The organism is Halomonas sp. ABH4_019 (assembly GCF_056159885.1).
This window is the reverse complement of the sequence record NZ_JBSWWC010000002.1, coordinates 762762-789214: the sequence shown is the minus strand read 5'-3', so window position 1 is coordinate 789214 and position 26453 is coordinate 762762. Positions and strand designations below refer to the sequence as shown.

The following is a 26453-nucleotide window of genomic DNA, read 5'->3' as shown; positions in this document are numbered from 1 at the left end:
CTGCGTTGCGGGCAGAGAAAGGCTCAGCCGGCGCGGCAGAGCCGCTGCATGCGGTCCCGGGCGTCCCCGAAGCCCGACAGGCTGAAGACCAGGAACCAGTAGTCGTCCTCGGCGCGATGGATGCGCAGGCGCAGCGTCTCGCCGCCTTGCATCTCGTCGAGCACGGCCTGGGTATCGGGCAGGATCAGGCGGGCGTAGAAGCCGCTGTTGCCGCGTTCGGTGATGAAGTCGGCCTGGCCCTGGTGGACCCAGCCCCGGTCGATCAGCAGGTCCGCCGGCACCCGGTTGACCGTGGCGGTCTCGGCCTGGACCTCGCCGAGCTCGACGCGCAGCTCCAGCCAGGGACGGTCGCAGGCCCCCGGCGTGGCATTGAGGCTGAACACGCTGTCGGCGTAGCTGCGCTGCTCCAGGGCCCGCACGTGGCGCTCATCGCCCAGTTCAAGCACCAGGGAGTGCCAGTCGCCGTGGGCTCGGGCCTCGGTGGTGTTGAAGCTGCCGGCGTACGACGCGGCGACGAGGCCCAGGGCCAGCAGGCCGCACGAGAAGGGCTTGAGGAGCAGAGACGGGCGCATGCGGGCATCCATGACCGGGAAAATGCCGCAGGCTAGCACGACTCGCTCGTGGCTGTCCGGGGCCCGGGCTCAGATGCCGGCCCACCAGTTGTAGCCGCGGTCCTCCCAGTAGCCGCCCTTGCCGCGGCCCAGGTGGTCGAAGCTCGCGACGAGCTCGATGCGCATCAGGTACTTGGCCATCTTGTAGCCGAGCTGGCGCTCGGCGCGCAGCCGCAGCGGGGCGCCGTTGGCGACGGGCACGTCGGCGTCGTTGAGGCCGTAGGCCAGCAGGGTCTGGGGATGGTAGGCCTCGCGCAGGTCGAGGCTCTCGTAGTAGGCATCGCCGCCGCGGTAGCGGTCGGCGCAGTGGAAGACCACGAAGCGGGCCTCGTCGCGGACCCCGACCCGGTCCAGCAGGTCGCCGAGCGGAACTCCGGTCCACTGGCCGATGCAGCTCCAGCCCTCCACGCAGTCGTGGCGGGTGATCTGGGTGCGCGACGGCATGGCCTTGAGGGCCGCCAGGCTGAAGGCCGCGGGCGATTCGACCAGGCCGTCGACCTCAAGGCGCCAGTCGCGAAAGCCGCCCGCGGCCAGCCGCTGGTACTCGGCCTCGTCGGGCCGGGTGGTGCCGTTGGCGCGGAAGGTCGGCGCGATATCGGCGCGGTCGTACTCCCGGGCCAGCGACTCCCGGGAAGCCAGCAGGCGATGGGCGCGCCGGGTCAGCGATTCGCTGGCATCGAACAGCCTGCCCATGGCATCGCTGCGCGACAGCCGGTCGCAGCCGGCGAGCAGGGTCGCGCCGCCGGCCAGCAGGGTGCGGGTCAGGAAGCGGCGACGGCCGTTATCGGTCGTTTTGCTCATCGTGGGCCTCCTGCTGTGAGGGCTGCGTCGTGGGAAGGGCGGGGGGAAGCGCATAGCGCCCGGTGATCATCGAGCGCAGGTTGTTGAACACGCCGGACAGCAGCACCAGGGCCACATGCACCAGCAAGAACAGCACCAGGGCCAGGGCGCACAGGAAGTGGATGGTCCGGGCGCTCTGGCGGCCGCCGAAGGCGTCGAGCAGCCAGGGCCAGGCGGCGTCCATGGTCGGCGACATGGTCAGGCCGGTGAGGATCACCAGCGGGGTGATCACGAACAGCACCAGCAGATAGGTGAGCTTCTGCAGGATGTTGTAGTGGCGGGCTTCCTCGCCGCGGGGGAATTTCAGTCGCGCGTGCTCGACGATGGTGGCGCCGAGGTGTCGCCATTCCCGCCGTCGTGGCAGCAGCCGTCGCTTCAGTTGACCGCTCACCACCAGGTAGATCAGGTAGGCGGTGAGCATGGGCGCGAAGATCCAGCCGGCGAGGAAGTGCCACTGACGGCCCATGGCCAGCCAGCGCGGGCCGGGCAGGGTCGCCCAGGCCGGGAAGGCGCGCCGCTCCAGGTCGTCGGCGGGCCCCGAGACGCCGAGCACGCCGGTGGTGTCGAAGCGCCAGCCGCCGAGGCGGGTGACGCCGCGCCACTCGTCCTGGGCGTCGCGTTCGGCGCCGATCGACAGCGCCGGGCTGTCGAAGTGAGAATCCTTGCCCCAGTAGAGTGCCGGGTGGGCGTTGAAGATCTGCAGGCCGCTCATCAGCAGGATGATCAGGCAGGCCAGGTTCACCCAGTGCCAGACGCGAGTGAACGGCGTGTGGCGCTTGATGACCGTCGGCGCCTGCGCGGTGCCCGCACGGGGCTTGCCGAAGACGCTCATGGTGTCGCCTCCCTGGGCTGAAGGGCGAGAAAACGCCGACCGGTGAGCGGGATGTCGGCACCGGCCGGCTGCAGGCGGCGAGCATCACATTTCGCCGTCTTCCTCCATCATCTCTTCGTCTTCCTCCATCATGGCATCGTCGCCCATGGCATCGTGATCCATGTTGTCCTCACCCATGGCGTCGCCGGACATGGCATCCTCGCCCATGGCGTCATGCTCCATGCTGTCCCCGTTGGACATGGCATCCTGTTCCATGCTCTCGCCTTCCTCATGATGCGCGGCCAGGGCGGTCGCCGGGAGCAGCAGGGCGGTGCCCAGCAGGGCGGCGAACAGTGCGGTCCTGGGGTGCTGAGATAGCTTGATCATCATCGACCTCCATTGTTGTATGAGCCACCGGCGATGCTTGCGGTGGCCTGTCTCAAGCTAGCAGCTATCGACGGCAAGACATCACGAAATCATCACGTACTCGCGAGGGGCGTGACGCTTTCGTGATGCATCCGCCGTGCGGGGGCTCTAGAGTGGGATCCGAACCGTCGCCAGGAGCCTGCGTCCATGCCCTATCGGATTCTTTGCGTCGAGGACAATCCCGACATCGGCAAGCTGCTCGGCGAACGCCTCGGCGAGGCCGGCCATCGCTGCGAGCGGGTCCTCGACGGCGAGTCGGCCCTGGCGGCCCTGGAGGGGGCGGCAGACGACCCCTTCGACCTGGTGATGCTCGATCTGATGCTGCCCGGCATCGACGGCCTGGAGGTGTGTCGGCGGCTGCGGGCCCGCGACGCCCACACCCCGGTGCTGATGGTGACCGCCAAGGCGGCGATCCGCGACGTGGTGCAGGGTCTCGAGATCGGCGCCGATGACTACGTCACCAAGCCCTTCCACCTGCCGATCCTGATGGCCCGCGTCCAGGCGCTGCTGCGGCGCGGCCAGCGTGCCGCCCCGGCGGAAGACGAGGTCGTGCCGGTCGCCCCGATCGTCCGGGGTGGGCTGGTCATCGATATCGACCAGCATCGCGTCACCCTGGACGAGCGGCCGGTACAGCTGACCGGCAAGGAGTTCGCCCTGCTGGCGCTGTTCGCCCGGCATCCCGGCCACAGCTTCAGTCGCGGCGAGCTGCTCGACCGGGTGTGGGGGAAGGAGTTCGATGGCTTCGACCATACCGTGAACACCCATATCAACCGGTTGCGCAACAAGGTCGAGGCCGACCCGGCTCGGCCGCGCTTCATCCAGACCGTGTGGGGCGTGGGCTATCGCTTCGTGGCCGAGGAGGAGGGCGCATGAGGGCGCTGGGTTGCCGCCTGGTGGCCTGGGGACGCAGCCTGTTTGCGCGGATCGCGCTGGTCTACCTCAGCGGGCTGCTGTTGCTGTCGGTGGCGGTGGCCTGGCTTGCCATCAGCCAGTTCGACCAGCTGAGCCGGGAGCTCCAGCAGCGTCAGGCGGTGGGCCTGGCCGACGACCTGGCCCGGGTCATGCGCCCGGCGCTGCACGAGGGGGCCGACAGCGCCGCGGCGCGGCAAACGGCCCGCCATATCCTGGCCATCAACCCCTCGCTGTCGCTCTACGTGATCGACGCCGAGGGCCGGGTGATCGTCGACTATACGCCGCCCGGCTGCGGGCTGGGCAGCCGGGTCGAACTCGATGCCCTGGAGGCGCTGCTCGGCGATTCGCCGATGCTGCCGGTGACGGCCGCCTCGCCGTGCGGCGGCGAGCCGGGCGTGTTCTCGGTGGCGCGGATTCGCTACGGGGCCGATGACCGGCCGGGCTACCTGTATGCCGATCTCAACAAGGCCAGCCAGGCGTCGATGCTGGCCATGCTGCGCACCAGCTCCATCACCCGCACCCTGGTGGCGGCGGGCGGCCTGGCGGTACTGATCTCGGGCCTGCTGGGCCTGGTCTGGTTCGCCCTGCTGACGAGGCGCTTCTCGCGGCTGACCGCCGCCGTGCGGCGCTTCGCCGGGGGGCAGCTCAAGGCCCGCCTGGCCGACCCCGGCCACGACGAGCTGGGTCGGCTGGGAGAGGCCTTCAACCACATGGCCGGCACCATCGAGGCGCAGGTTCGCGCGCTGCGCGAGACCGACCGCCAGCGCCGCGAGCTGGTGGCCAACCTCTCCCACGACTTCCGCACGCCACTGACCTCGCTGCGCGGCAACGTCGAGCACCTGCTCGAGCGCGACGACCTGCCGGTGGAGGAGCGTCGCCGGCGGCTGGTCGGCGTGCTCGACAACGCCTCGCGGCTGACTCGGCTGGCCCAGCAGCTGTCGACCCTGGCGCGGCTCGATGCCTATGACCGGCCGCTGCAGTGCGAGGCCTTCTCGCTCGCCGAGCTGGCCCACGACATCGTCGGCAAGTTCCAGGATCAGGCCCGGGAGGCGGGCGTCGGCCTGGTGGTCGAGGTCGCCCCCGAGCTGCCCTGGGTCGAGGCCGATCTGGGGCTGATCGACCGTGCCCTGGCCAATCTGATCGACAACGCGCTGCGGGCGACCCCGGCGGGCGGGCGAGTGTGCCTGTGGGCCGAGGCGCAGCGAGATCGGGTGCGTGTGGGGGTGAGCGACGATGGCGTCGGCATCGCGCCGGAGGAGCTGCCGCTGGTGACCCAGCGCTTCCATCGCACCGAGGCAAGCCGACGCCGGGGCGAGGGCTCGGGGCTTGGCCTGTCGATCGTGCGCGAGATCGGCGAACGCCATGGCGCTCGGCTGACGATCGACAGCCGCCCCGGGCACGGCACCACGGTCGATTTTCGCCTGGCCCGTGCCGATCGGGATGGAGAGCGCTCGATGCCCTACGGCTGAGGCTCGGCCGCGGGAGGTGGCTCGACCAGGCGCAGCAGCTGTTCCAGTTCGGCGCGATGGGGGCCGAGCATATCGGCCAGGGTGTAGCGGTCGAGCACCGCGAGGAAGGCGGCCAGGGCCTCGCCGAGCACCGACTTGAGGCGGCAGGCCGGGGAGATGACGCAGGCGCTGTGGTCGCCGAAGCATTCCACCAGGCAGAGGTCGGGTTCGGTGTCGCGTATCAGCGCGCCGAGCGAGATGTCGGCGGGCTCGCGACCCAGCAGCAGGCCCCCGTGCTTGCCGCGCACGGTGGTGAGGTAGCCGAGTCGGTTCAGCCCCTGCACGACCTTCATCAGGTGGTTGCGCGAGATGTCGAAGCGTTCGGCGATCTCGGCGATGGTCGCCCGGCGCTCTCCCTTGACGGCCACGTGGATCAGCACACGCAGCGAATAATCGGTGAACTGGGTCAGGTGCATGGGGCCTCCGGGCGCGTCGTCGCCGACGATTCTACCAGCAAGCCCGGGGACTGGCCCGGCGTCTCGCGAGGCCCCGGGGTGCAGCCGGGCGTGGCCGACAGTGGCCATGAGAGCCCGGTATGGGTTTTCTGATCATTTCGCTGCAAGAGTGCGCCTGATACTTCTCCCTCAATTATCAGCCTCTTTTCTGATGGTGAACTTTGCAGTTGATTACGATGCTTGAGCTGTATGTAACAAAATGTTGTCTGGCGTAATGTGTCGTCGACGGTTCCTGGCCGGCGACGAAGGAGGGGGTAGCTATGCAAGGGTTCAAATTGGCTGCCTTGGTCGTTGCGGTAGGCTGTTTGTCAGCTTCCGGGGTGCAGGCCCAGTCGGCTTCGGCGCAAGGAACGAGTGGCACGCTCTCGGACGATGAGATGGCAGGCATTGCCAACGATCAGCTGACGCAACCGGCTGAGGGAACGGGGGCGGGTCGCCTGACCGATGAGGAGCTCGCCGAACTGCTCGACGATCTACCGGCACCCGCTGCCGGTGGCGGCGGCGGGGGGGGCTGCGGTGGCGGCTATCTGGAGGGCTGCGATGGATCGTCCTTCCTGAGGCTGGTGGCCGTGGTGCCTTCCGAGCCGGAGCCGCCCTCCGACGACGACGAGGGCGACGACGGCGGCGATGACGGCGGCGATGACGGCGGCGACGACGGCGGCGATGACGGCGGCGATAACGGCGGCGATAACGGCGGCGGTGACGGCGGCGATAACGGCGGCGGTGACGGCGGCGGTGATGGCGGCGGTGATGGCGGCGGTGATGGCGGCGGCCCCGGCGGCGGCGGTGACGGCGGCGGTCCCGGTGGCGGCGGTGACGGCGGCGGTCCCGGTGGCGGCGGCGGTCCCGGTGGCGGCGGTGACGGCGGCGGTCCCGGCGGCGGTAACGGGAACGGCGGTGGCGGTAACGGCGGATCCGGTGGCGGTGGTGGTTCCAGTGGAGGTAGCGGCTCTGGTTCCGGTGGTGGCTCCGGCAGTGGTTCCGGCAGCGGTTCCGGAGGCAGCGGCTCAGGCGCCGGCGGCAACGGCGGCAGCCCCGGTGGCGGCGGCGGTGCCGGTGGCACCGGATCCGGCATGGGCGGTGGCAGTCCCGGTGGCCCCGGTGGCGGGGCAGGCGGCCGCTTCTAGGCCGGCCATTCGGCAAGCCGACACGGCAGGGCGCTCGATCGAGACGATCGGGCGCCCTTTTCTGTGGGCACGCCGGTGACGCTCCCGCTCGGAAGCCTATATCGTGTGCTAGATTCGGTCCTATCATCTATATGTGGTGTATCGGTCTCGTAATAGACGCGACATGACCATGGAGGCCCCATGGTCGAGGGGAGCGATCAATGCGTACGACGGCCAGGGGTGCCCCATCCGTCGACGAGGTGCCGAGGCAGGCGCCGTCTCTCGACATCTGGGACGCCAAGTATCGCCTCAAGGATCGCCACGGCGCTCCGCTGGATGCGGATATCGACGCCACCCGAGAGCGCGTGGCCCGGGCGCTGGCCGCGGTGGAAGCCGACCCTCGGGCCTGGCGGGCGTGCTTTCGCTGGGCCCTGGACAACGGCGCCATTCCCGCCGGGCGCATCCTGGCCAACGCCGGCGCCGAGTCCGTCAAGCCGGCGGTCAGCCTGATCAACTGCACGGTGTCGCGGACCCTCCGCGACTCGATGCGCGACATCCTCGAGGGCGTGGTGGATGCCGGGATGACGCTGAAGAGCGGCGCGGGGATCGGCTATGACTTCTCACCGCTGCGGCCCCGCGGGGCCTTCGTGTTCGGCGCCGGCGCCGGCACCAACGGCCCCCTGGCGTTCATGGATATCTACGACCGGATGTGCTTCACGGTGGCCTCGGCGGGCGGGCGTCGCGGCGCCCAGATGGGCACCCTCGACGTGGGCCATCCGGACGTTCGAGCCTTCATCGAGGCCAAGCGCGAGGCCGGCCGCCTGCGCCAGTTCAATCTCAGCCTGTTGATCAGCGACGCGTTCATGGAGGCGGTACGCGCCGACGCCGACTGGGCGCTGGCCTTTCCCCTGCACCCCGCCGAGAAGGCCGATGTCGACGAGCGCGAGCTGGTCTATCGCGACTGGCCGGTGGTCGAAGAGGGCTACACCCTGGATGCCGACGGTCGGGTGGCCTGTCGCATCGTCGAGGTGGTGCGCGCCCGCGCGCTGTGGGACATCATCATGCGCTCCACCTACGACTTCGCCGAGCCGGGCTTCATCCTGATCGACCAGGTCAACCGCATGAACAACAACTGGTTCTGCGAGGAGATCCGGGCGACCAACCCATGCGGCGAACAGCCATTGCCCCCCGAGGGCGCCTGCCTGCTGGGCTCGATCGACCTGACCCGCTTCGTGCTCGAGCCCTTCGGCGAGGCGCCGCGCTTCGACTGGGCCCGCTACCGCCGGGTGGTGGCGATCTTCACCCGCATGCTCGACGACGTGGTGGAAATCAGCGGCCTGCCCCTGGAGGGCCAGCGCCGGGAGCTCGAGGCCAAGCGACGCCATGGCATGGGCTTCCTGGGGCTGGGCTCGGCGCTGACCCTGCTCAAGATTCCCTACGGCTCGCCGGAGTCGCTGGCCTTCACCGAGGAGGTCAGCCGGGTGCTGGCCGTCGAGGGTTGGAAGCAGGCGTTGGCGCTCTCCCGGGAGAAGGGCATGGCCCCGGTGCTGGCCGAGGCGTTCGAGCTGACCCCGCGGATGCTGCGCGAGCGGCCGGAGCTGGCCCGCGACGGCTTCGCGGTGGGCGACCGGCTTCCCGGCCGGATCCTGCACGCCCGTTACAGCCGCTACATGCAGAAGCTCGCCGAGGTGGAGCCCGAGCTGGTGGCCGAGCTCGCCGAGCATGGGGCGCGCTTCACCCATCACAGTTCCATCGCGCCTACCGGCACCATCTCGCTGTCGCTGGGCAACAACGCCTCCAACGGCATCGAGCCGTCCTTCTCGCATCGCTACTTTCGCAACGTGATCCACGCAGGGCGCAAGACCAAGGCGCAGGTCGAGGTGGTCTCCCTGGAGTTCGCCGCCTACCGCCATTGGGTGGCGCCGGAGGCGGTGGAGAGCGATCTGCCGGACTATTTCGTCACCGCCGACGGCGTCTCGCCCGCCCAGCATGTGGCGGTGCAGGCCGCGGCCCAGGCCTGGGTGGACTCGGCGATCTCCAAGACGGTGAACGTGCCCAGCGACTTCGCCTTCGAGGACTTCAAGGACCTCTACCTGGAGGCCTACGCCAGCCGGCTCAAGGGCTGCACCACCTTCCGCTTCAACCCCGAAGCCTTCCAGGGCGTGCTGGTGCGCGAGGACGACCTCAAGAACACCCTGTACGTCTTCGAGCTGGAGAACGGCGAGACCGTCGAGCTTTCCGGCGACGAGTCGGTGATCTACGAGGGCGAGGAGCACACCGCGGCGAACCTCTACGAGGCCCTGAAGGAGGGCACCTATGGCAAGTGGTAAGCCGATGCTCGCTCAGTTGCCTGTTGCGAGGCGCGCCGGGGGCAAGTCGAAGAGGAGGTCCTGCGCCATGGGTGAGGAGCATCGCTCCGAACGGGCTGGCCATGGATGGCCAGCACCGGTCCTGCGAGCGGCGTAGGACGCGAGAGCGGAGCAGGGCGCCGGTAGCGTACAGGGAGGTATTTACAGCGCCTCCTCGCTGGTCCGGCACCCCGGGACTTGTTGCCGGATCAGCGCCGAACAGCGGAAACCACAGATATCAGTTGCGATGCCACCCTCTTTCACAGGAGCCCCGTCATGAGCGTCGAGATCACCTCGAGGATCGTGTCGTCCCGCGTCAAGCGCGGGGAGGACACTCCGCCGCCGGTGGACGAGGACCCGCTGACGGTGCGTATCGCCTCGCGCCCCGAGGGCACCCTGGAGGCCGTCTCGGAGAAGATCGCCTATGTCGGCGCCGAGGGCCGCAAGAAGGTCTACCTGCTGGTGTCCTTCATGCCGGTGGAAGGCGTACTGGGCGGCAAGCGGGTGGTCATCGAGCGCCCGGTGGAGTTCTTCTTTCCCTCCGGCCAGCTGTCCAGCGAGCACCAGTGGATCACCGCCACCATGCGCAGCCTGTCGTTGGCCGCCCGGGGCGGTTATGTCACCCAGGCAGTGGCCGACCTGCGCAAGGTGGCGTGGGACAAGGGGCTAGTGCGCTGCGGCATGAACCGCTGGGGCAAGCCGATGTTTCACGACTCCGAGGTCGCCGCCATCGCCTGGTCGATCCAGCGGATCCTGCATCGGCGCGGCTTCCTCGATCAGGAGGGGCATCAGGTGCCGGTGGAGACGCTGGTGGCCCGTTATGCCCGGCGCCAGGCGGGCCAGGCCAGGCCGCCGCCGAGCGCCGAGGAACCGGCCCGCGGCGAGCACGACGCCGAGACGCGGTCGGGCCAGCCCGCCGTGGTTGGCCGATGCCCCGAGTGCCGGGGCGACCTGATCATGCTGGATGGTTGCCCGACCTGCTATGCGGGGTGCGGCTGGTCCAGGTGTGGATAGAGCCTCGGATGATCGTCGGCGTTCGGGATGCCGGGCCGGAAGCGAGACAAACGTTTAATGGCAAGCCGGCCTCGAGGCCCCCATGGTCTGTTATGTTCGGAAGTGCTGAACCAAGGCACGAATCGTATAACACCAGCCATGGAGTCATAGGCATGCGCCACAACAACAAGACGCTCATCGCACTGTCCATCACGACCCTCGGCCTGGGAATGGCCAGCACCGCCTCGGCGGCCACCCTGGACGAAGTGACCTCCCGCGGCGAGCTCCACTGCGGGGTCAACGTGGGCCTGTCCGGCTTCTCCTCGCCGGACGAGAACGGCAACTGGCAGGGGCTCGACGTAGAGACCTGCCGAGCGGTCTCCGCCGCCGTGTTCGGCGACGCCGACAAGGTGGTCTATACCCCGTTGACCGCCAAGGAGCGCTTCACCGCCCTGCAGTCCGGCGAGATCGACGTGCTCTCGCGCAACACCACCTGGACGGCGACCCGGGACAACTCCCTGGGCCTCAACTTCACCACCACCACCTTCTACGACGGCCAGGGCTTCATGGTGGCCAAGGAGCTCGGCATCGAAAGCCTGGAGGACCTTAACGGCGCCTCCATCTGCATCCAGTCCGGCACCACCCACGAGCTGAACCTGGCGGACTACTTCCCCGCCAAGGGCATCGACATCAACACCGTGACCTTCGATACCCCGGACCAGACCGCCTCGGGCTTCGCCAGTGGCCGCTGCGACGTCCTGACCTCGGACACCTCCCAGCTCAGCGCCCTGCGCCTGCAGCTGCCGGAGCCCGACAGCGTGGAGATCCTGACCGAGCTGATCTCCAAGGAACCGCTGGGGCCGGTGGTCGCCCAGGGTGACGATCAGTGGTTCGATATCGTCAAGTGGACGGTCTTTGCCATGGTCAATGCCGAGGAGCTGGGGGGTCACCCGCGACAACGTCGAACAGATGAAGAACGATCCGCCCAACCCCCAGGTGGCGCGCCTTCTCGGCGTCGATGGCACCTATGGCGAGCAGCTGGGCCTGTCCAATGACTGGGCCTACAACATCGTCTCCCAGGTGGGCAACTACGGTGAGGTGTTCGCCGACACCGTGGGCGAGAACTCGCCGCTGGGCATCAGCCGTGGCATGAACGCCCTGTGGAACGACGGCGGTATCCTCTACGCCCCGCCGGTTCGCTGATTCGATGCTTGTACGAAGCGTGCCGGCATTCCTTGGCGTTTCGTACCGAGCCTAGCCCGATGCGGCTCCGGCCTTGGCCGGGGCCGCTTGACCCATCTGGACCGAATGACGGCGCCAGGCCCCGGATCGGCCGCGGGAGGATCCCCGCGAGCCGCCCGAGTCCGTGCGGGCGTCGTCCAACGAGAGGCTCGCCATGTCCACGCCCCCCATCGAAAGGACGCCGCTATGGCGGCGTCCCGCCTTTCGTGCGCTGATCATCCAGGCGCTGCTGCTGGCAGGCCTCGCCGCCCTGATCGCGATGATGATCGGCAACGCCCTGACGAACCTGGAGGCCAGGGGCATCACCACCGGTTTCGATTTCCTCGGCGAACGCGCCGGGTTCTCGATTCCCCAGACCTTGATCGACTATACCGGCGACAGCAGCTACGCCCGAACCTTCGTGGTGGGGCTCCTGAATACCCTGCTGGTGTCTGCACTGGGCATCCTGGCCGCGACCCTGATCGGTTTCGCCGTGGGCATCGCCCGCCTGTCGCCCAATTGGCTGCTGGCCCGCCTGGCGGCGGCCTTCGTCGAGACCTTCCGCAATATCCCGCTGCTGGTGCAGATTCTGTTCTGGTACTTCGCCGTGCTCCAGGCGCTGCCCAGCCCGCGCCAGAGCCTGTCGCTGCTCGAGGCATTCTTTCTCAACGTGCGCGGATTGATCGTGCCGGCGCCGGTGCCGGAGCCGGGCTTCGGCCTGACCCAGCTGGCGCTGGTGGCGGCGATCCTGGCGGTGGTCGTGCTCGGCACCTATGCCAAGCGACTGCAGCAGTACACCGGCAGGGCGCTGCCGGTGTACTGGCTCGGCAGCGCCCTGCTCATCGGCCTGCCGCTGTTGACGTTCCTGGGCAGTGGCAGCCCGCTCGGCTGGGAAGTGCCCTCGCTCAAGGGCTTCAACTTCGCGGGCGGCATCACCGTCATTCCGGAGCTGATGGCGCTGTGGCTGGCGCTGTCGATCTACACCGCCTCCTTCATCGCCGAGATCGTGCGCTCGGGGATCCAGTCGGTGCCCAAGGGCCAGATCGAGGCCTCCCGGGCGATCGGCCTGCCGGGCAACATCACCCTGCGCAAGGTGGTGATCCCCCAGGCGATGCGAGTGATCGTGCCGCAGATGACCAGTCAGTACCTGAACCTGATCAAGAACTCGTCGTTGGCCACCGCCATCGGCTATCCCGACCTGGTGGCGGTATTCGCCGGGACCAGCCTCAACCAGACCGGCCAGGCCATCGAGATCATCGCCATGACCATGGCGGTCTACCTGACCATCAGCCTGGTGGTGTCGGCGCTGATGAACGTCTACAACGCCCGTACCCTGCTCAAGGAGCGCTGAGATGACTGACTCCCCCAAGCCTCCTTCCCAGTCCCCGATCAATCCGCCGGCCGACGGTCCCGTCGTGCCGGATGCGGTATCCACCGAACACACCATGATCGCGGCCCGGCCGGCACCGGTGTCGCGTCATGGGGTCACTGGCTGGCTGCGCAGCCGGCTGTTCTCGACGCCGCTCAACTCGCTGGTCTCCTTGATGACCCTGGCGGTGCTGGTGTGGGCGCTGACCCCGCTGCTGCAGTGGGCCATCATCGACGCCGACTGGATCGGCACCACCCGCGAGGCCTGCAGCGGCGAGGGCGCCTGCTGGGTGTTCATCAGCGCCCGCTTCGAGACCATCGTCTACGGCTTCTACCCCGTGGCGGAGCGCTACCGGGTCGACATCACCCTGGCCTTGCTGGTCGCCACCATCGCCTGGCTGATGATCCCCCGGCTGCCGGCCAAGCGCTGGGTGGTGATCTTCGCCCTGGTGGGCTTCCCGCTGATCGCCTGGCTATTGCTGCTGGGCGGCCACTTTGGCCTGCCGGCGGTGCCGACCCGGGAGTGGGGCGGCCTGATGCTGACCCTGACCGTGGCCATCGTCGGCATCGTCGGCTCGCTGCCGCTGGGGGTGATCCTGGCGCTGGGTCGGCGCTCGCAGATGCCTCTGGTGCGCAGCCTGTCGGTGGTGTTCATCGAGTTCTGGCGAGGCGTGCCGCTGATCACGGTGCTGTTCATGGCCTCGGTGATGCTGCCGCTGTTCGTGCCCAGCGAAGTCGAGTTCGACAAGCTCTTGCGTGCGCTGATCGGCATCATGTTCTTCTGGAGTGCCTATATGGCCGAGGTGGTGCGCGGCGGCCTGCAGGCGATTCCCAAGGGCCAGGAAGAGGCCGCCAAGGCACTGGGGATGGGCTATTGGCGACGCATGGGACTGATCGTGTTGCCCCAGGCGCTGAAGCTGGTGATCCCCGGCATCGTCAATACCTTCATCGCGCTGTTCAAGGACACCTCGCTGGTGCTGATCATCGGCCTGTTCGACCTGCTGGCGATCATTCGCGCCGGGCTCACCGACACCAACTGGCTGGGTTTCGCCACCGAGGGCTATGTGTTCGCCGCGCTGATGTTCTGGATCTTCTGCTTCGGCATGTCGCGCTACAGCCAGTACATCGAGCGGCGCCTGCATACCGGGCATTGAGGCTCTGCGGCGCCGAGGAGAAGGGGCTCGCGAGCGCGTGTGTCGCGCTTCCGGGCTCACAACATCGAACGGCGCCTGCATACCGGCCACTGACCACCAGGGCCTCGAGGAGCGCGTTTGTCGCGCTTCCGGGCTCACGGCATCGAGCGGCGCCTGCATACCGGGCATTGAGGCTCTGCGGCGCCGAGGAGAAGGGGCTCGCGAGCGCGTGTGTCGCGCTTCCGGGCTCACAACATCGAGCGGCGTCTGTATGCCGGCCACTGACAACCAGGGCCTCCAGGAGCGCGTTTATCGCGCCTCCAGGCCCACAACAACACATTGATCGGGAGGCAGCCATGTCTGCTCAAGCGGCCACCACACAAGATTCGAATACGCCGATGATCGAGATCGCCGGCCTCAACAAGTGGTACGGGGACTTCCACGTACTGCGCGATATCGACCTGACCGTTCAACCGGGGGAGCGCATCGTGGTGTGCGGGCCCTCCGGGTCCGGCAAGTCCACCCTGATTCGTTGCATCAACCATCTGGAGGAACACCAGCAGGGCAGCATCAGCGTGGGCGGGGTGCGCATGACCCAGGACGTCAAGCGCATCGAGCAGATCCGCCGTCACGTGGGCATGGTGTTCCAGCACTTCAACCTGTTTCCCCACCTGTCGGTGCTCGACAACTGCTGCATCGCCCAGACCTGGGTGCAGAAGAAGCCCCGGCGCGAGGCCGAGGCCACCGCCATGGAGTTTCTCGAGCGGGTACAGATCGCCGACCAGGCCCGCAAGTACCCGGGCCAGTTGTCCGGTGGGCAGCAACAGCGCGTCGCCATCGCCCGGGCGCTGTGCCTGCGCCCGGAGGTGATGCTGTTCGACGAGCCCACCTCGGCGCTGGACCCGGAGATGATCAAGGAGGTGCTGGACGTGATGATCGAGCTGGCCCAGGACGGCATGACCATGCTCTGCGTGACCCACGAGATGGGCTTTGCCAAGACCGTGGCCGACCGCGTCATCTTCATGGACCAGGGGCAAATCATCGAGCAGGCCCCGCCGGAGACCTTCTTCAACCATCCGGAGTCGGACCGCACCAAGCTGTTCCTGAGCCAGATATTGGGCCATTGATCGAGGTCCGGGCTCCCACGACAACGGCCCGGACGCCAAGGCGTCCGGGCCGTTTTGGTTGTCAGCAGCGATCAGGCGGCGTCGAGGGCGCGCGCCGGGCCGAAGTGCTCGTAGTGGCGACGCTCGTCGGGAATGCCCAGCTCCTTCAGGTAGCGATCCACGGCGGACATGAAGCCCTGGGGGCCGACGAAGTAGCAGCGCGCGCCCTCTGGCAGGTAGCGGGCCAGCAGGTCGCGGTCCACGCGGCCGGCATGCTCGGCCGCCTCGCCGCGCTCGTGAATGGCCACCGAGGTCAGGCGCTCGGGATGCTCGGCGGCCAATGCCTCGAGTTCATCGGTGAAGGCGTGATGTTCGGCGTCCAGGGCAGCGTGCAGGTAGATCACCCGGCGACCCTGGGCCAGGGCCTGGCGGGCGATCGGCAGCATCGGTGTCTGGCCGACGCCGCCGCTGGCCAGCAGCAGGGGCTCTTCGCCGGCCACCAGGGTCAGCTCTCCGGCGGGCGGCAGCAGCGCCAGGGTGTCGCCCACGGCCATGGCATCGTGGAGGTGGCGGCTGGCCGTGCCGTCGGCCTCGCGCTTCACCGAGATGCGAACGCTGCGGCCGTTGGGCATCGCCGAGAGGCTGTAGTGGCGATGCACCGGCTGGCCGTCGATGGTCAGGCGCACGCCGATGTACTGGCCGGGCGCATGATCGGCCACCGGGCCGCCGTCGGTGGGTACCAGTACGAAGGAGCGGATCGCCGCGCTCTCCTGGCGCGTCTCGGCGATGCGGAACTCGCGGGGCCCGCGCCAGCCGCCGGGCTGCTGCTCGAAGGTCCGATAGCGCCGCTCCTCCAGCTCGATCAGCAGGCCGGCCAGCTCCTCGTAGAGCGCGCCCCAGGCGTCGGCGATCTCCGGCGTCACGGCATCGCCCAGGACCTCGCCGATCGCCGCCATCAGGCACTCGCCGACGATCGGGTACTGTTCGGGGCGAATATCCAGCGATACGTGCTTGCCGACCACCGTGGCCAGCACCTCGCGCACCCGGGCGGGGTCCTGGCGCAGCTGCACGTAGGCCAGTACCGCGGCGGCGAGCGCCCGAGGCTGGCCGCCGTTGGTCTGGTGGGTCTGGTTGAACAACGGAGCGACCGCGGGATAGCGAGCGAACATCAGCGGGTAGAAGCGCTGGGTGATGGCGTCGAGGTGCTCGGCGACCACCGGGGCGGTGGCGGCGATCAGGCGTTCCTGGTCTTGGGTCAGCATGGGATGGCTCCGGGCATCGTTTAAAGATGCATATAAAATACCTCTATGTGTGGCGTCGGACCAGCCGCCGAGGTGGTCAAGATTGTCGCAGTCCGCCCCGGCTTGATCTGCATCAAGTCCGGAGCGGCGCCGGTGGGGCTCGACGGCACCGCGCGACGACGTCGGACGGTCGGCTGGCTTCTATACTGAGGCCGTCAGTCATCGTCCCAAGGAGCCCCCCATGACGAGACAGGAGCTTCCCGCCGGTGCCGGCCAGGTGGCCGAGCGTCATCCCGAGGTATGGCGTGCCTTCGCGGCACTGGGCAAGGCCTGCGCCGAGAGCGGTCCGCTGGATGCGCGCACCCGTCGCCTGGTCAAGCTGGCCCTGGCGGTGGGCGCCGGGTCAGAGGGCGCCGTGCACTCCCATGTGCGCCGAGCCCTGACCGAGGGCGAATCCCCCGAGGCGCTCGAGCAGGTGGCGCTGCTGGGCATCCCCACCCTGGGGCTGCCGGCGAGCGTCGCGGCAATGACCTGGATCGGGGACATCACCGAAGATACATGAAGTCGTGACGCGCTCACCGTGGAGGCCGGCAGTTGTATCAGAGAGGTGATCGTCAGGCCGATTGCCAGCGGGATGCGCGGGGTGAAGTCGCCGCAACGGAAGATCTGTACCCCGATAGCGACGAGGGTCAGGCTCACCGGGGCAGTGCCGACACCCCGGTGCCTGGCGATGGGCAGACGATGTTGTTGGGTCGGTCATGTGATTGCTTCTGTCTCGATGGCGCGTCAAGGCGATCGATCAAGCGTGACATCCTGGTGCCATTTCTCCTGGCGGGGTGGCACTCAGATCAATACCCGCAGGCATTGGCCGGTGTGATAGAGGGTGAAGCCACCCTCGTAACAGGTACTCCACAGCGGCTTGCCGCGAACCGGCTTCGGGGTGCGTATCGGCAGCGGCAGCAGGGCGTCGTCGCCGCGGGTGAGATAATGGGCGAAGCCCTTGCCTACCACCGTGCCGGTGGTGATGCCGCGACCGTTGTAGCCCGAGGCGGCCAGGATCCCGGGCGCGGGTTCGAATAGCCGCAGGGTGTGGTCGGGCGTGAAGGCGATTCGTCCGGTCCAGGTACATTCCCAGTCGACGCGCCCCAGCTGGGGGAAGTAGTGGCGCTGGATGCGGTCGGCCCAGCCGCGGACATAGGCCTGAGGCCGGCCGTCTCCCTTGCCCAGGCTGCCGAGAATCAGGCGACCCTCGTCATCGCGTCGCATGCTGCTGAGCACCATGCGGGTGTCCCAAGCGCCCTGGCGCTCGGGCAGGATCTCTCCGGCGATATCGTCTGGCAGTGGGCGCGAGGCGACCTGGAAGAAATGGCCGGGGAAGAAGTGCCGGCGTACCTGGTTCCAGTGGTCCTCTGTGTAGGCGTTGGTGGCGATCACCAGGCGCGGGGCGATGACGCTTCCCTCGGCGGTGGTGACGCGCCAGTCCGAGCCGTGTCGCGCGATCCCCGTCGCCGCGCTGTGGCCGTGCAGCCGCGCCCCGGCCGCGGCGGCGGCCTGGGCCAGCCCGCGGGTATAGGCAGCGGGGTTGATGGTGCCCGCCCGACGATCGAGCAGGGCGCAGCGAATACGTGGGGTGCCCGTCTTCTGCCGGCAGGACTCGCCTTCCAGTAGCTCGACCGGCGCGCCGCGGCGCTGGAACTGGTCTACGCGGCGAGCCAGTTCCTGCTCTCCCTTGGCGTTGTGCGCCAGGTGCAGGGTGCCGCTGCGAGTTGACCGGCAATCGATGGCGTGGCGATCGATCAGCGAGAAGACCTCGGCGGGGGCACCGCCGAGGATCGCATTGGCGCGCTCGCCGTCCCGCTCGCCCAGCGCCTCGCAGATATCGTCCGGAGGGATCCACAGCCCCGCGTTGACGAGGCCCACGTTGCGCCCCGAGCCGCCGCTGGGGATATCGCCGGCCTCGATCAGCACCACATCGGTGCCGGCCTCGGCGAGATGCAGGGCGGTACTGAGCCCGGTGATGCCCCCGCCGATTACCACGATTTCGGCGGTGTGATCGCCTCGCAAGGTATCCAGACTCAGGGAGGGCTCGAGCGAGGTGTAGTACCACAGGCAGTGTTGCTTCATGACGCCTTCCTCTGGCTGAGTCGGTGGCGGTCGAGAAACCAGCCTGCGGCGGCCAGGTCCTCGATGGCGGTGCCTACCGACTTGAACAGGGTGATGTCCTCGGGTGAACGGCGCCCGGATACCTCGCGGCGGCACAGCTCTTTCAGGGTGCCGCGTATATCGCCGTGTGCGATGGCGCCGCTCTCGAGGCTCGCCAGGAGGTCGCCGGCCTCCTCCAGGCAGCCGTCCATCGTATCCACGTGCACCTCGGCGCGACGCATGGTCGTGTCGTCGCACTCGCGCATGTCGGGGCGGAAGGCGCCCACCAGGTCGACATGCGTACCCGGGCGGAGCCAGTCGCCGTTGAACAGCGACTCGTTGGCCATGGTGGCACAGCTGACGATGTCGGCAGTCGGAACGGTGTCCGATAACGACTCCGTGGTGGAGATCTCGAAGGGCCGGTCGCGGAACTCTTCGACGAGGCGATGCGCCTTGGCAGAGTTGCGCCCCCAGACCGAGACCGTTTCGATGGGCCTGACCGCCGCATGTGCCTCGATCAGCGTCCGAGCCATGCGGCCGGTACCGAGCAATAGCAGGTGCGACGCGTCTTCGCGAGAAAGGTGGCGCGAGGCCAATGCTGAGGCAGCGGCCGTGCGCCAGGCGGTGAGCTGGTCGGCCTCGAGGGTCGCCAAAGGCTGGCCAGTGTCGCCGTCGAACAGCACATAGATGGCATGCACGCCTGGCAGATCGAGGCGGACGTTATCGGGCGACACCGTCGCGCATTTGATGCCGAAACGGTGCCCCGATCGGTGGGCGGGCATGGTGAGTAGGGTGATGGCGGGGCCGCTCGATCGTGGTATCTCCTGTTGGGTCCTTACTGGTGCCTCGAGCCCCGCGATGAATGCGTCCTCCAGGGCCTCCACCAGTCCCGGCCAGTCCATCAGCGACGCCAGGGTCGCATTGTCGAGATACTGCATGTCTTTGCCTCCCTGGCTCAGTGGTCGGGCGCGGAGTTCTGTCCCGACCAGGCATAGAAGTGTCGCGGATTGTCACGCAGGGTCTTGTGCTGCAGGTCGAGGAGCTCGCGTATCTCTCGAGCCGGCTCGCCTTTTGGATGATGTTCGAGCCAGCACTCGAGGTCACGTTGAGCGGCGGGGGAGAAGGGCTCGAAACTACCCTGAGCCTCGATCAATGCCAGCTTACGCTCCTCCTGGCGCATCGAGTGGACCAAGGTAAGGCTGGCCACTCCCCAAAGAGCAGCGATGGAGGCGAGCATGACGATAATGGCGGAAGGGCTCATGAGGTCCGACCTCCGGCGATAGTGGTGGAATAGCTGCCGTTCTGACGGCGGTTCATGATCCACATGCACAGCGGGATCATCAGCGTCAGCAGGGTCAGCCCGCTGAGCGTCTTCCAGGGCGTCGTGCCGAGGTTGCTGTAGAGGAAGTAGGCCATGATGCCGAGCATGATGGCGGGGATCTGGTAGCGCACGATGGCTTCCCAGAGGCTCGGCACATAGAGATCGGCGCCGCGGTTCAGGCTCAGGATGCGTAATCGGTTGGCATCGAACTTCCACCCGATAGTGATCATGATGATGAACGTCGCCAGCGGCAGGCCCCAGTTACCGACCACGAAGTCCAGGTAGCCGAGAATATCGGCATTCATGGCGCTCGGGATGCCCAGCAGCCAGATGATGCCGCAGATCGTCAACACGGCCTTGGTGCGGGGCAGATTGCGCTCCTCCTTGTAGGTGGTAACGCCGACCTCGGTGATGGCGGTGGCGGTGGTCAGGTTGGCGAAGAAGAAGCTCATGAAGAACAGCAGCGCCCATATATAGCCACCGGTCATGCTGCCGAAGGCGCTGGCAAGGGCCACGAAGGCCAGCTCGGCGCCGGAGGTCGGTGATATGCCGAAGGCGAAGACGATGGGAAAGACGGCGAAGATGGCCAGCAGGCCGAAGCTGGTGTTGCCCACGGCGGTGAAGACGCCGCCGCCCAGCGGGATATCGTCGTTGCGTCCCAGGTAGCTGCCGTAGGTCAGGGCGATGCCCCAGCCGAGACCGGTGGAGAACAGCGCCTGACCGAGGGCGGCGAGCCAGGTTTCGCCCCGGGCGAGGTAGGCCCAGTTCGGCGAGAAGCTGAACTCCAGTCCGGCGATGGCGCCCGGCAGGGTCAAGCCGCGGATGGCGATGGCGATCAGCGAGATCGTCAGGATCGGCATCATCCATTTTGCCAGCCGCTCGATACCGCCCTTGATACCGAGTAGCAGGATGCCGGTGACCATCAGCATGGCGACGCTGTGCATGCCGACATTCAGCACGGTGTTGCCGCTGAAGGCCTGCCACAGGGCAGCGGTGTCGAAGTCGGTCTGGGTGAAGGTGCCGATCAGGGCATGGTAGGCATAGTAGATCGACCAGCCGACGATCGACGAATAGTACGACATCAACACGATGTTGAAGATCAGGATCACCAGCCCGAAGCCAACGAAGCGGTTGTTGCCGTAGATCTTCCGGAAGGTGCCGAGAAGGCCCTGGCGAGTGTAGCGGCCGAGGCTGGTTTCGCCCATCAGGCCGGGCACGGCGATCAGGTAGAGTAGCAGGAAGTAGGCGATCAGGAAGGCGCCGCCGCCGTTCTCGCCGGTGACATAGGGCATGCGCCAGATGTTGCCGGCGCCGACCATGGCTCCGACTACGGCCATCAGGTAGCCGAAGCGGCTACCCCATTGTTCTCTCGAGATTGTTGTTGTCATTTCGTGGCTCCATGACTCGTCGTTGGGAAGCACGCACGAAGCCGTCGCCACGCCGCTCGAGCGGCGTGGCGACGGTCGTGATCAGTCGAACTTGATGCCCTGGGCCAGCGGCAGTTCGCGGGAGTAGTTGACGGTGTTGGTCTGGCGACGCATGTAGCTCTTCCAGACATCGGAGCCGGACTCGCGGCCGCCGCCGGTCTCCTTCTCGCCGCCGAAGGCGCCGCCGATCTCGGCGCCGCTGGGGCCGATGTTGACGTTGGCGATGCCGCAGTCGCTGCCCTGGTCGGAGATGAAGGCCTCGGCCTCGCGCACGTCGGTGGTAAACACGCAGGAGGAGAGCCCCTGGGGGACGTCGTTCTGCAGGGCCAGCGCCTCGTCGAAGTCGCGGTAGCTCATCACGTAGAGGATCGGGGCGAAGGTCTCGTGCTTGACCAGCTCGTTCTGGCGCTCGACCTCGACGATGGCCGGGGCCACGTAGTAACCGTTGGGATAGTCGTTGGCCAGCTTCCGCCCGCCGCCGAAGACGCTGGCACCCTGCTCGCGGGCCTTGCCCAGCACCGACTGCATCTGGTCGAAGGCCTGGGCGTCGATCAGCGGACCGACCAGGCTGCCGCCCATCGGGTCGCCGATGGTCACGCCGGCATAGGCCTTCTTGACCCGCTCGACGACCTCATCGCGCACGGATTCGTGGACGATCAGGCGGCGCAGAGTGGTGCAGCGTTGGCCGGCGGTGCCCACCGCGGAGAACAGGATGGCGCGCACGGCCATGTCCAGATCGGCGCTGGGTGCCAGGATCATGGCGTTGTTGCCGCCGAGCTCGAGGATGCTGCGACCGAAGCGCGCGGCCACGCGGGGCGCGACCTCGCGGCCCATGCGGGTGCTGCCGGTGGCGCTGATCAGCGGCACGCGGGGGTCGTCGGTGAGCACCTCGCCGGCCTCACGCTCGCCGATGATCACCTGACTGAGGTCCGCCGGTGCCTCGTCGCCGAACTCGGCCATGGCGCGCTCGAGCAACGCCTGGCAGGCCAGGGCGCACAGCGGGGTCTTCTCGGAGGGCTTCCACAGCAGGCTGTTGCCGCACACCAGCGCCAGGGCGGCGTTCCAGGCCCAGGGCGCCACCGGGAAGTTGAAGGCGGTGATCAGGCCGATCGGGCCCAGCGGGTGCCAGCTCTCCCGCATGTGGTGACCGGGGCGCTCGGAGGCGATGGTCAGGCCGAAGAGCTGGCGGGACTGACCGACGGCGAGGTCGCAGATGTCGATCATTTCCTGCACTTCGCCGAGGCCTTCCTGGTAGATCTTGCCGCACTCCAGGGTGACCAGGGCGCCGAGATCCTCCTTGTGGCGACGCAGCTGCTCGCCGAACAGGCGCACCAGCTCGCCGCGGCGCGGTGCCGGCACCTGGCGCCATTGAGTGAAGGCCGCCTGGGCGCGGTCGATGCGTGCCTTGACCTGCTCGCCGCCTTCCAGTGCCACCCGGCCGAGCTCGCCGCCGTCGGTGGGTGAGGTCACGGCATAGCCGCCGCCACGGTACAGGGATTCGCTGACCCCGAGGCGTTGCATGATGGACTCGATCATTCTTCCTCCTACTGCTCGAATGCGTGTGATGGGAACGCGAGCAGTATTGCTAGGGTTGCGAGCGGGCCTCAAACGACGTTTTATACGGAGGTCATTCTATTTTTTCTTGTAGGGGTCGAGATGAGCCGTCGCCACCTGCCCACCCTCTCCGCCATGCAGTGTTTCGAGGCTTCGGCCCGGCACCTGAGTTTCACTCGGGCAGCCGAGGAGCTGAGCCTGACCCAGAGCGCCGTCAGCAAGCAGGTCGCGCAGCTCGAGTCGGTGCTCGAACATCCCCTGTTTCGCCGGGTTCGCAAGCGGCTGCAGGTCACTCCGGAGGGGTCGCTGTATCTGACCGAGGTCCGTAAGGTGCTGGCCCAGGTCGAGATGTCCACTCGCTATATGCAGTCCTACGGTGGCCAGAGCGAGGTGCTCAACGTCACCACCTTGCCGACCTTCGGTGCCCGCTGGCTGATCCCGCGGCTCAACGGTTATCGCTTCCGCCATCCCGGGGTCTACCTGAACATCGCCAACCGGGTGGAGCCCTTCGACCTCGAGGAGGAGCGGGTCGACGTGGCCTTCTTCTTCGGCCACGGGGCCTGGCCGAAGGCGGAGTGCATCAAGCTACTCGACGAGACCATGGTGCCGGTGTGCGCTCCAACGGTGGTGCCTGCCGGCGGCATCGACGACCCGCTGGCCTTGACCGAGCTGGTGCTGCTGCAGAGTGCGACGCGGCCCGAGGCGTGGCACGACTGGTTCGAGGCTCAGGGCTGCTATACCGCCCACAGCTATCACGGGCCGCGTTTCGATACCTTCTACATGGCGGTGAGTGCCGCCCGGGCGGGCTGCGGTGTGGCGCTGGTGCCCCGCTTCCTGGTCGAGGAGGAGCTGGCGGCCGGCCAGCTGACGATTCCCTGGGGGTTTGCGCTGACCAGCCGGGATGCCTATTACCTGGCCTACCCCGAATACAAGGGCGAGGTAGCCAAGGTCCGGGGTTTCATCGACTGGATCCTCGAGCACCACGAGGCCCCGGCCGTTGGTGCCTGTCCGGGGCCGGTCGTGACGGGAGCCGAGGTCGGATAGCGCGCCGGGCGCGGGATGAGGCGATCAGCCGGTGTTGCGAGGCGTGGCGCAGCCCAGCAGGTGGGAGACGAAGTGACGCACCTTGGCCAGTTCGCCCAGGTGCTCGGGATAGACCAGGTAGTAGGCGTTGGGGCCGCGCAGTATCGACGGCCAGGCCGTGGCCAGGGTCCCCTCCTCCAGCTCCTGCAGGATCATGAAGCGCGGAATCAGCGCCAGCCCGCCGCCGGCCATGACGGTGCGGATCAGTGTCTGAAAGGTCTCGACGCGGGTGCCATGGTAGCTGCGGTCGGTGCGGATGCCCTGGTCGTCGAACCAGCGGTGCCAGGCGTCGGGGCGCGTCGACAGGTGCAGCAGCCGGCACCCCGCCAGGTGGGCGGGGTCGGTGAGGCGCTGTTGGGCCAGGTAGCCTGGCGCGCCGACCGCCACGACCTCCTCGTCGAGCAGCTTATGGCACTCGAGGTTGGGCCAGCTGCCGTGGCCGTGGAAGATAGCCGCGTCGATACCCTCGTTCTCCAGATCGAAGGTTTCGACACGCTCGGTGAGGTGCAGGGTGATGCCCGGATGGGCCTCGAAGAAGGCCGGAAGATGCAGCGACAGCCAGCGCGCCCCGAAGGTGGGCAGGGTCGCCACCTTCAACACGTCACCATGGCCGCTGTAGGTCATGATGGCGTTGGCCGACATCTCGAGATGAGCGAGGATCTTGCGCACCTCGGTCAGGTAGAGCGACCCCTCCGGGGTCAGCACCAGGGTGCGGCGCAGCCGACGAAACAGCTTGTGCTGCAGGTAGTCCTCGAGCTGCGCCACCTGCTTGCTGATGGCGCTCTGGGTGATGCTCAGCTCATCCGCCGCGCGGGTGAAACTGAGGTGCCGGGCGGCGGTTTCGAAGCACTGCAGTGTCGTGGTCGAGGGGAGATGGCGGGCCTTCATGAGACGCTGACTCCAGCGCAAAAATCCTCATTCTACCCTAATCCGGGGCCCCGCCGCCTGAGGCGGCGGGGCCTCGGCCCACCCTCTAGCGAGAGAGCGCGACGACGTCGGCCATCGGCGTCTCGGGGCGGCGAGATTGCCACCAGGCGATCAGCGCCAGCGCCACCAGCCCCAGGGTGCTGGTGACCGGTTCAGGGGCGACCATCGCCAGGCCTGCGACCAGCAGCACCAGTCGCTCCCAGGTGTGGGTGTCGCGCACGAAGTGGCCCATCAGGGCGGCGCTCACGCCGACCAGCCCGACCAGCAGGAAGCCCACCGCCATCACCAGGCCGAGCGGTGTGGCATCGATCATCACCAGTGCGGGGTTGTAGATCAGCGCGTAGGGGATGATGAAGGCGCCGATCGCCAGCTTCAGTGCCGTTACCCCGGTCTTCATCGGATTGGCCCCGGCGATGCCGGCGCCGGCATAGGCCGCCAGGCACACCGGCGGGGTGATGTCCGCCACGATGCCGAAGTAGAACACGAACAGGTGCACGGCCATGGGCGCCAGGCCGAACTCGTTGATCAGCGCCGGCGCCGCGATGGTGGCGGTGACCACGTAGTTGGCGGTGGTCGGCAGGCCCATGCCCAGCACGATGCAGGCCAGCATGGTGAAGAGCAGCGCCAGGATCAGGGTGCCGTCGGCCAGGCTGATGATGCCGGCGGCGAACTTGGAGCCGAGTCCGGTCATGCCCACCACCCCGGCGATGATGCCGGCGGTGGCCACGGCGGCGATCACCGGCAGCGCCACCCGAGCGCCCTTGTCGAGCAGGCGCACCAGGTCGGGCAGCGAAGGACGCGTTTCCTTGCGCAGCAGGCTGACGGCCAGGGCGGCGGCGATGCCAAGCAGGGCGGCGCGCTGAGCGGTGAAGCCGACGCTGACCGTGGTCACGATCACCGCCAGTGGTAGCAGCATGTAGCCCTGACGCATCAGCAGCTTGCGCTTGCTCGGCAGCTGATCCTTGGGGATGCCCAGGATGCGGCTGCGCTTGGCCTCGAAGTGCACGCCGATGAAGATGCCGGTGAAGTACATCAGCGCCGGGATCAGCGCGGCGTACATGATCTCGCGATAGGAGACGCCCACGTACTCCACCATGATGAAGGCGGCGGCGCCCATCAGCGGCGGCATGATCTGCCCCCCGGTGGAGGCCGAGGCCTCGGTGGCGGCCGCGACCTCTGGACGGAAGCGGGCATTCTTCATCATCGGAATGGTGAAGGAGCCCGACGCCACGGTGTTGCCAACCGAACTGCCCGAGATCATGCCCTGCAGGGAGCTGGCGATCACCGCGGCCTTGGCGGTGCCGCCCGTGAAGCGGCCGGTGGCGGCGAAGGCCAGGTCGTTGAAGAAGCGGCCGACGCCGGTCTGGATCAGCACCACGCCGAAGAACAGGAACAGGAAGATGAACTTGGCCGAGATCTGCAGCGGCGTACCGAACACCCCGCTCTCGCGGAACCAGAGGTAGGGCGCCACCTCGTCCAGCTGGAAGCCCGGATGGGAGAGCAGCGGCGTGGGGATATGGTTGCCGAGCAGGGCGTAGCTCAGGGCCAGCAGGGCCACGATCACGATCGGCAGGCCCACGGTGCGTCGCGTCGCCTCCAGCACGAACAGCACGCCGAGGCCGGCGACGACCAGATCCAGGGTCGAGTAGCCGGTGATGCGGGCCCGCAGCACCTCGTCGTAGAAGAGGATCTTGTAGTAAGCGCCGAAGGTGGCGACGAAGGCCAGGACCACGTCGTACCAGGGTACGCCGCGGCGTGCCCGTTCACCGCGGTGCGCGGGGAACAGCAGGAAGATCATGCCGAGCGCCAGGCCCAGATGGATCGCGCCCTGCTGCTGTGAGGGGAGGGTGCCGAAATAGCCGGTGTAGAGGTGAAAGGACGTCAGGGCGATACCGAGCAGCGACACCGCCCAGCCCCAGT

The 26453-nt window shown here is 67.8% G+C and carries 23 protein-coding genes and 1 pseudogene; 11 read left to right on the top strand and 13 right to left on the bottom strand.

Annotated elements, in window-relative coordinates; all coding sequences use genetic code 11:
* Window positions 1-23 precede the first annotated feature (23 nt).
* From ACXAFN_RS10820 to ACXAFN_RS10805, 4 genes are all read right to left on the bottom strand, one after another.
* Entirely contained in the window at window positions 24-572 is a 549-nt protein-coding gene (locus ACXAFN_RS10820; protein ID WP_474988598.1) for a hypothetical protein, read from the bottom strand.
* Window positions 573-641: 69 nt separating this feature from the next.
* Complete coding sequence (locus ACXAFN_RS10815) at window positions 642-1412, bottom strand: molybdopterin-binding protein (protein ID WP_474988596.1); 771 nt, start codon at window positions 1410-1412, stop codon at window positions 642-644.
* A complete protein-coding gene (locus tag ACXAFN_RS10810) occupies window positions 1393-2283 on the bottom strand; it encodes a cytochrome b/b6 domain-containing protein (protein ID WP_474988594.1) in 891 nt (296 codons plus the stop codon). Before ACXAFN_RS10810 ends, ACXAFN_RS10815 begins: the two co-directional genes overlap by 20 nt.
* Before the next feature lie 84 nt (window positions 2284-2367).
* A complete protein-coding gene (locus ACXAFN_RS10805; RefSeq protein ID WP_474988592.1) occupies window positions 2368-2649 on the bottom strand; it encodes a pentapeptide MXKDX repeat protein in 282 nt (93 codons plus the stop codon).
* A 186-nt stretch (window positions 2650-2835) separates the two neighbouring features.
* Between ACXAFN_RS10805 and ACXAFN_RS10800 the strand changes: the two genes are divergently transcribed.
* Both ACXAFN_RS10800 and ACXAFN_RS10795 read left to right on the top strand, forming a co-directional pair.
* Window positions 2836-3561, top strand: coding sequence for a response regulator transcription factor (locus ACXAFN_RS10800; protein WP_474988591.1), 726 nt, complete (start codon window positions 2836-2838; stop codon window positions 3559-3561).
* The gene (locus ACXAFN_RS10795) at window positions 3558-5069 is read left to right on the top strand and encodes a sensor histidine kinase (protein WP_474988589.1); all 1512 of its coding nucleotides are present in this window, start codon (window positions 3558-3560) and stop codon (window positions 5067-5069) included. The genes ACXAFN_RS10800 and ACXAFN_RS10795 overlap by 4 nt, the downstream gene beginning before the upstream one ends.
* Here the strand turns inward: ACXAFN_RS10795 and ACXAFN_RS10790 are convergent.
* Complete coding sequence (locus tag ACXAFN_RS10790) at window positions 5060-5524, bottom strand: Rrf2 family transcriptional regulator (RefSeq protein ID WP_474988588.1); 465 nt, start codon at window positions 5522-5524, stop codon at window positions 5060-5062. The two genes, ACXAFN_RS10795 and ACXAFN_RS10790, sit on opposite strands and share 10 nt — an antisense overlap.
* A 299-nt stretch (window positions 5525-5823) precedes the next feature.
* Here ACXAFN_RS10790 and ACXAFN_RS10785 point away from each other — a divergent pair, with 299 nt between their 5' ends.
* The 7 genes and pseudogenes from ACXAFN_RS10785 to ACXAFN_RS10755 all read left to right on the top strand — a co-directional run bounded on the left by ACXAFN_RS10785 (window position 5824) and on the right by ACXAFN_RS10755 (window position 14859).
* Window positions 5824-6690 carry a hypothetical protein gene (locus tag ACXAFN_RS10785; protein ID WP_474988586.1) on the top strand — a complete coding sequence of 289 codons (867 nt, stop codon included), beginning with the start codon at window positions 5824-5826 and terminating at the stop codon, window positions 6688-6690.
* 200 nt (window positions 6691-6890) lie between these two features.
* Window positions 6891-8999 carry an adenosylcobalamin-dependent ribonucleoside-diphosphate reductase gene (locus tag ACXAFN_RS10780; RefSeq protein ID WP_474988584.1) on the top strand — a complete coding sequence of 703 codons (2109 nt, stop codon included), beginning with the start codon at window positions 6891-6893 and terminating at the stop codon, window positions 8997-8999.
* Window positions 9000-9293: 294 nt separating this feature from the next.
* The gene (locus ACXAFN_RS10775; RefSeq protein WP_474988582.1) at window positions 9294-10031 is read left to right on the top strand and encodes a ribonucleoside-diphosphate reductase; all 738 of its coding nucleotides are present in this window, start codon (window positions 9294-9296) and stop codon (window positions 10029-10031) included.
* A 152-nt stretch (window positions 10032-10183) separates the two neighbouring features.
* Window positions 10184-11213, top strand: a pseudogene (locus ACXAFN_RS10770) (amino acid ABC transporter substrate-binding protein).
* 193 nt (window positions 11214-11406) lie between these two features.
* On the top strand, window positions 11407-12582 hold the full coding sequence (locus ACXAFN_RS10765) for an amino acid ABC transporter permease (RefSeq protein WP_474988580.1): 1176 nt from the start codon (window positions 11407-11409) through the stop codon (window positions 12580-12582).
* Between the two features lie 94 nt (window positions 12583-12676).
* Window positions 12677-13753, top strand: a complete 1077-nt coding sequence (locus ACXAFN_RS10760; protein ID WP_474989099.1) for an amino acid ABC transporter permease — start codon at window positions 12677-12679, stop codon at window positions 13751-13753.
* A gap of 377 nt (window positions 13754-14130) precedes the next feature.
* Complete coding sequence (locus ACXAFN_RS10755) at window positions 14131-14859, top strand: amino acid ABC transporter ATP-binding protein (RefSeq protein WP_474989098.1); 729 nt, start codon at window positions 14131-14133, stop codon at window positions 14857-14859.
* A 71-nt stretch (window positions 14860-14930) separates the two neighbouring features.
* Here the strand turns inward: ACXAFN_RS10755 and hmpA are convergent, their stop codons facing one another.
* Window positions 14931-16100: an NO-inducible flavohemoprotein gene (hmpA, locus tag ACXAFN_RS10750; RefSeq protein ID WP_474988578.1), complete on the bottom strand. Its 1170-nt coding sequence runs from the start codon at window positions 16098-16100 to the stop codon at window positions 14931-14933.
* A gap of 220 nt (window positions 16101-16320) precedes the next feature.
* Here hmpA and ACXAFN_RS10745 point away from each other — a divergent pair, with 220 nt between their 5' ends.
* Window positions 16321-16641 (top strand): carboxymuconolactone decarboxylase family protein, encoded by a 321-nt coding sequence (locus ACXAFN_RS10745; RefSeq protein WP_474988577.1) that lies wholly within the window; start codon window positions 16321-16323, stop codon window positions 16639-16641.
* Between the two features lie 281 nt (window positions 16642-16922).
* Here the strand turns inward: ACXAFN_RS10745 and amaA are convergent, their stop codons facing one another.
* The 5 genes from amaA to amaB form a co-directional block, all read right to left on the bottom strand.
* Window positions 16923-18203, bottom strand: coding sequence for an L-pipecolate oxidase (amaA, locus tag ACXAFN_RS10740; protein WP_474988576.1), 1281 nt, complete (start codon window positions 18201-18203; stop codon window positions 16923-16925).
* Entirely contained in the window at window positions 18200-19159 is a 960-nt protein-coding gene (gene lhpI / locus ACXAFN_RS10735) for a bifunctional Delta(1)-pyrroline-2-carboxylate/Delta(1)-piperideine-2-carboxylate reductase (protein ID WP_474988575.1), read from the bottom strand. The genes amaA and lhpI overlap by 4 nt, the downstream gene beginning before the upstream one ends.
* Window positions 19160-19176: 17 nt before the next feature.
* Window positions 19177-19482: a DUF8026 family protein gene (locus ACXAFN_RS10730; protein WP_474988573.1), complete on the bottom strand. Its 306-nt coding sequence runs from the start codon at window positions 19480-19482 to the stop codon at window positions 19177-19179.
* The gene (locus ACXAFN_RS10725) at window positions 19479-20930 is read right to left on the bottom strand and encodes a sodium-dependent transporter (RefSeq protein ID WP_474988572.1); all 1452 of its coding nucleotides are present in this window, start codon (window positions 20928-20930) and stop codon (window positions 19479-19481) included. Before ACXAFN_RS10725 ends, ACXAFN_RS10730 begins: the two co-directional genes overlap by 4 nt.
* An 81-nt stretch (window positions 20931-21011) precedes the next feature.
* Complete coding sequence (gene amaB / locus ACXAFN_RS10720) at window positions 21012-22505, bottom strand: L-piperidine-6-carboxylate dehydrogenase (protein ID WP_474988571.1); 1494 nt, start codon at window positions 22503-22505, stop codon at window positions 21012-21014.
* 120 nt (window positions 22506-22625) lie between these two features.
* On the opposite strand from amaB, the gene ACXAFN_RS10715 reads away from it, so the two are divergent.
* The gene (locus ACXAFN_RS10715) at window positions 22626-23567 is read left to right on the top strand and encodes a LysR family transcriptional regulator (RefSeq protein ID WP_474988570.1); all 942 of its coding nucleotides are present in this window, start codon (window positions 22626-22628) and stop codon (window positions 23565-23567) included.
* A gap of 24 nt (window positions 23568-23591) precedes the next feature.
* Here the strand turns inward: ACXAFN_RS10715 and ACXAFN_RS10710 are convergent, their stop codons facing one another.
* Window positions 23592-24494, bottom strand: a complete 903-nt coding sequence (locus tag ACXAFN_RS10710; RefSeq protein ID WP_474988568.1) for a LysR substrate-binding domain-containing protein — start codon at window positions 24492-24494, stop codon at window positions 23592-23594.
* 85 nt (window positions 24495-24579) lie between these two features.
* Window positions 24580-26439, bottom strand: a complete 1860-nt coding sequence (locus ACXAFN_RS10705; RefSeq protein WP_474988567.1) for a TRAP transporter permease — start codon at window positions 26437-26439, stop codon at window positions 24580-24582.
* Between the last annotated feature and the right edge of the window lie 14 nt (window positions 26440-26453).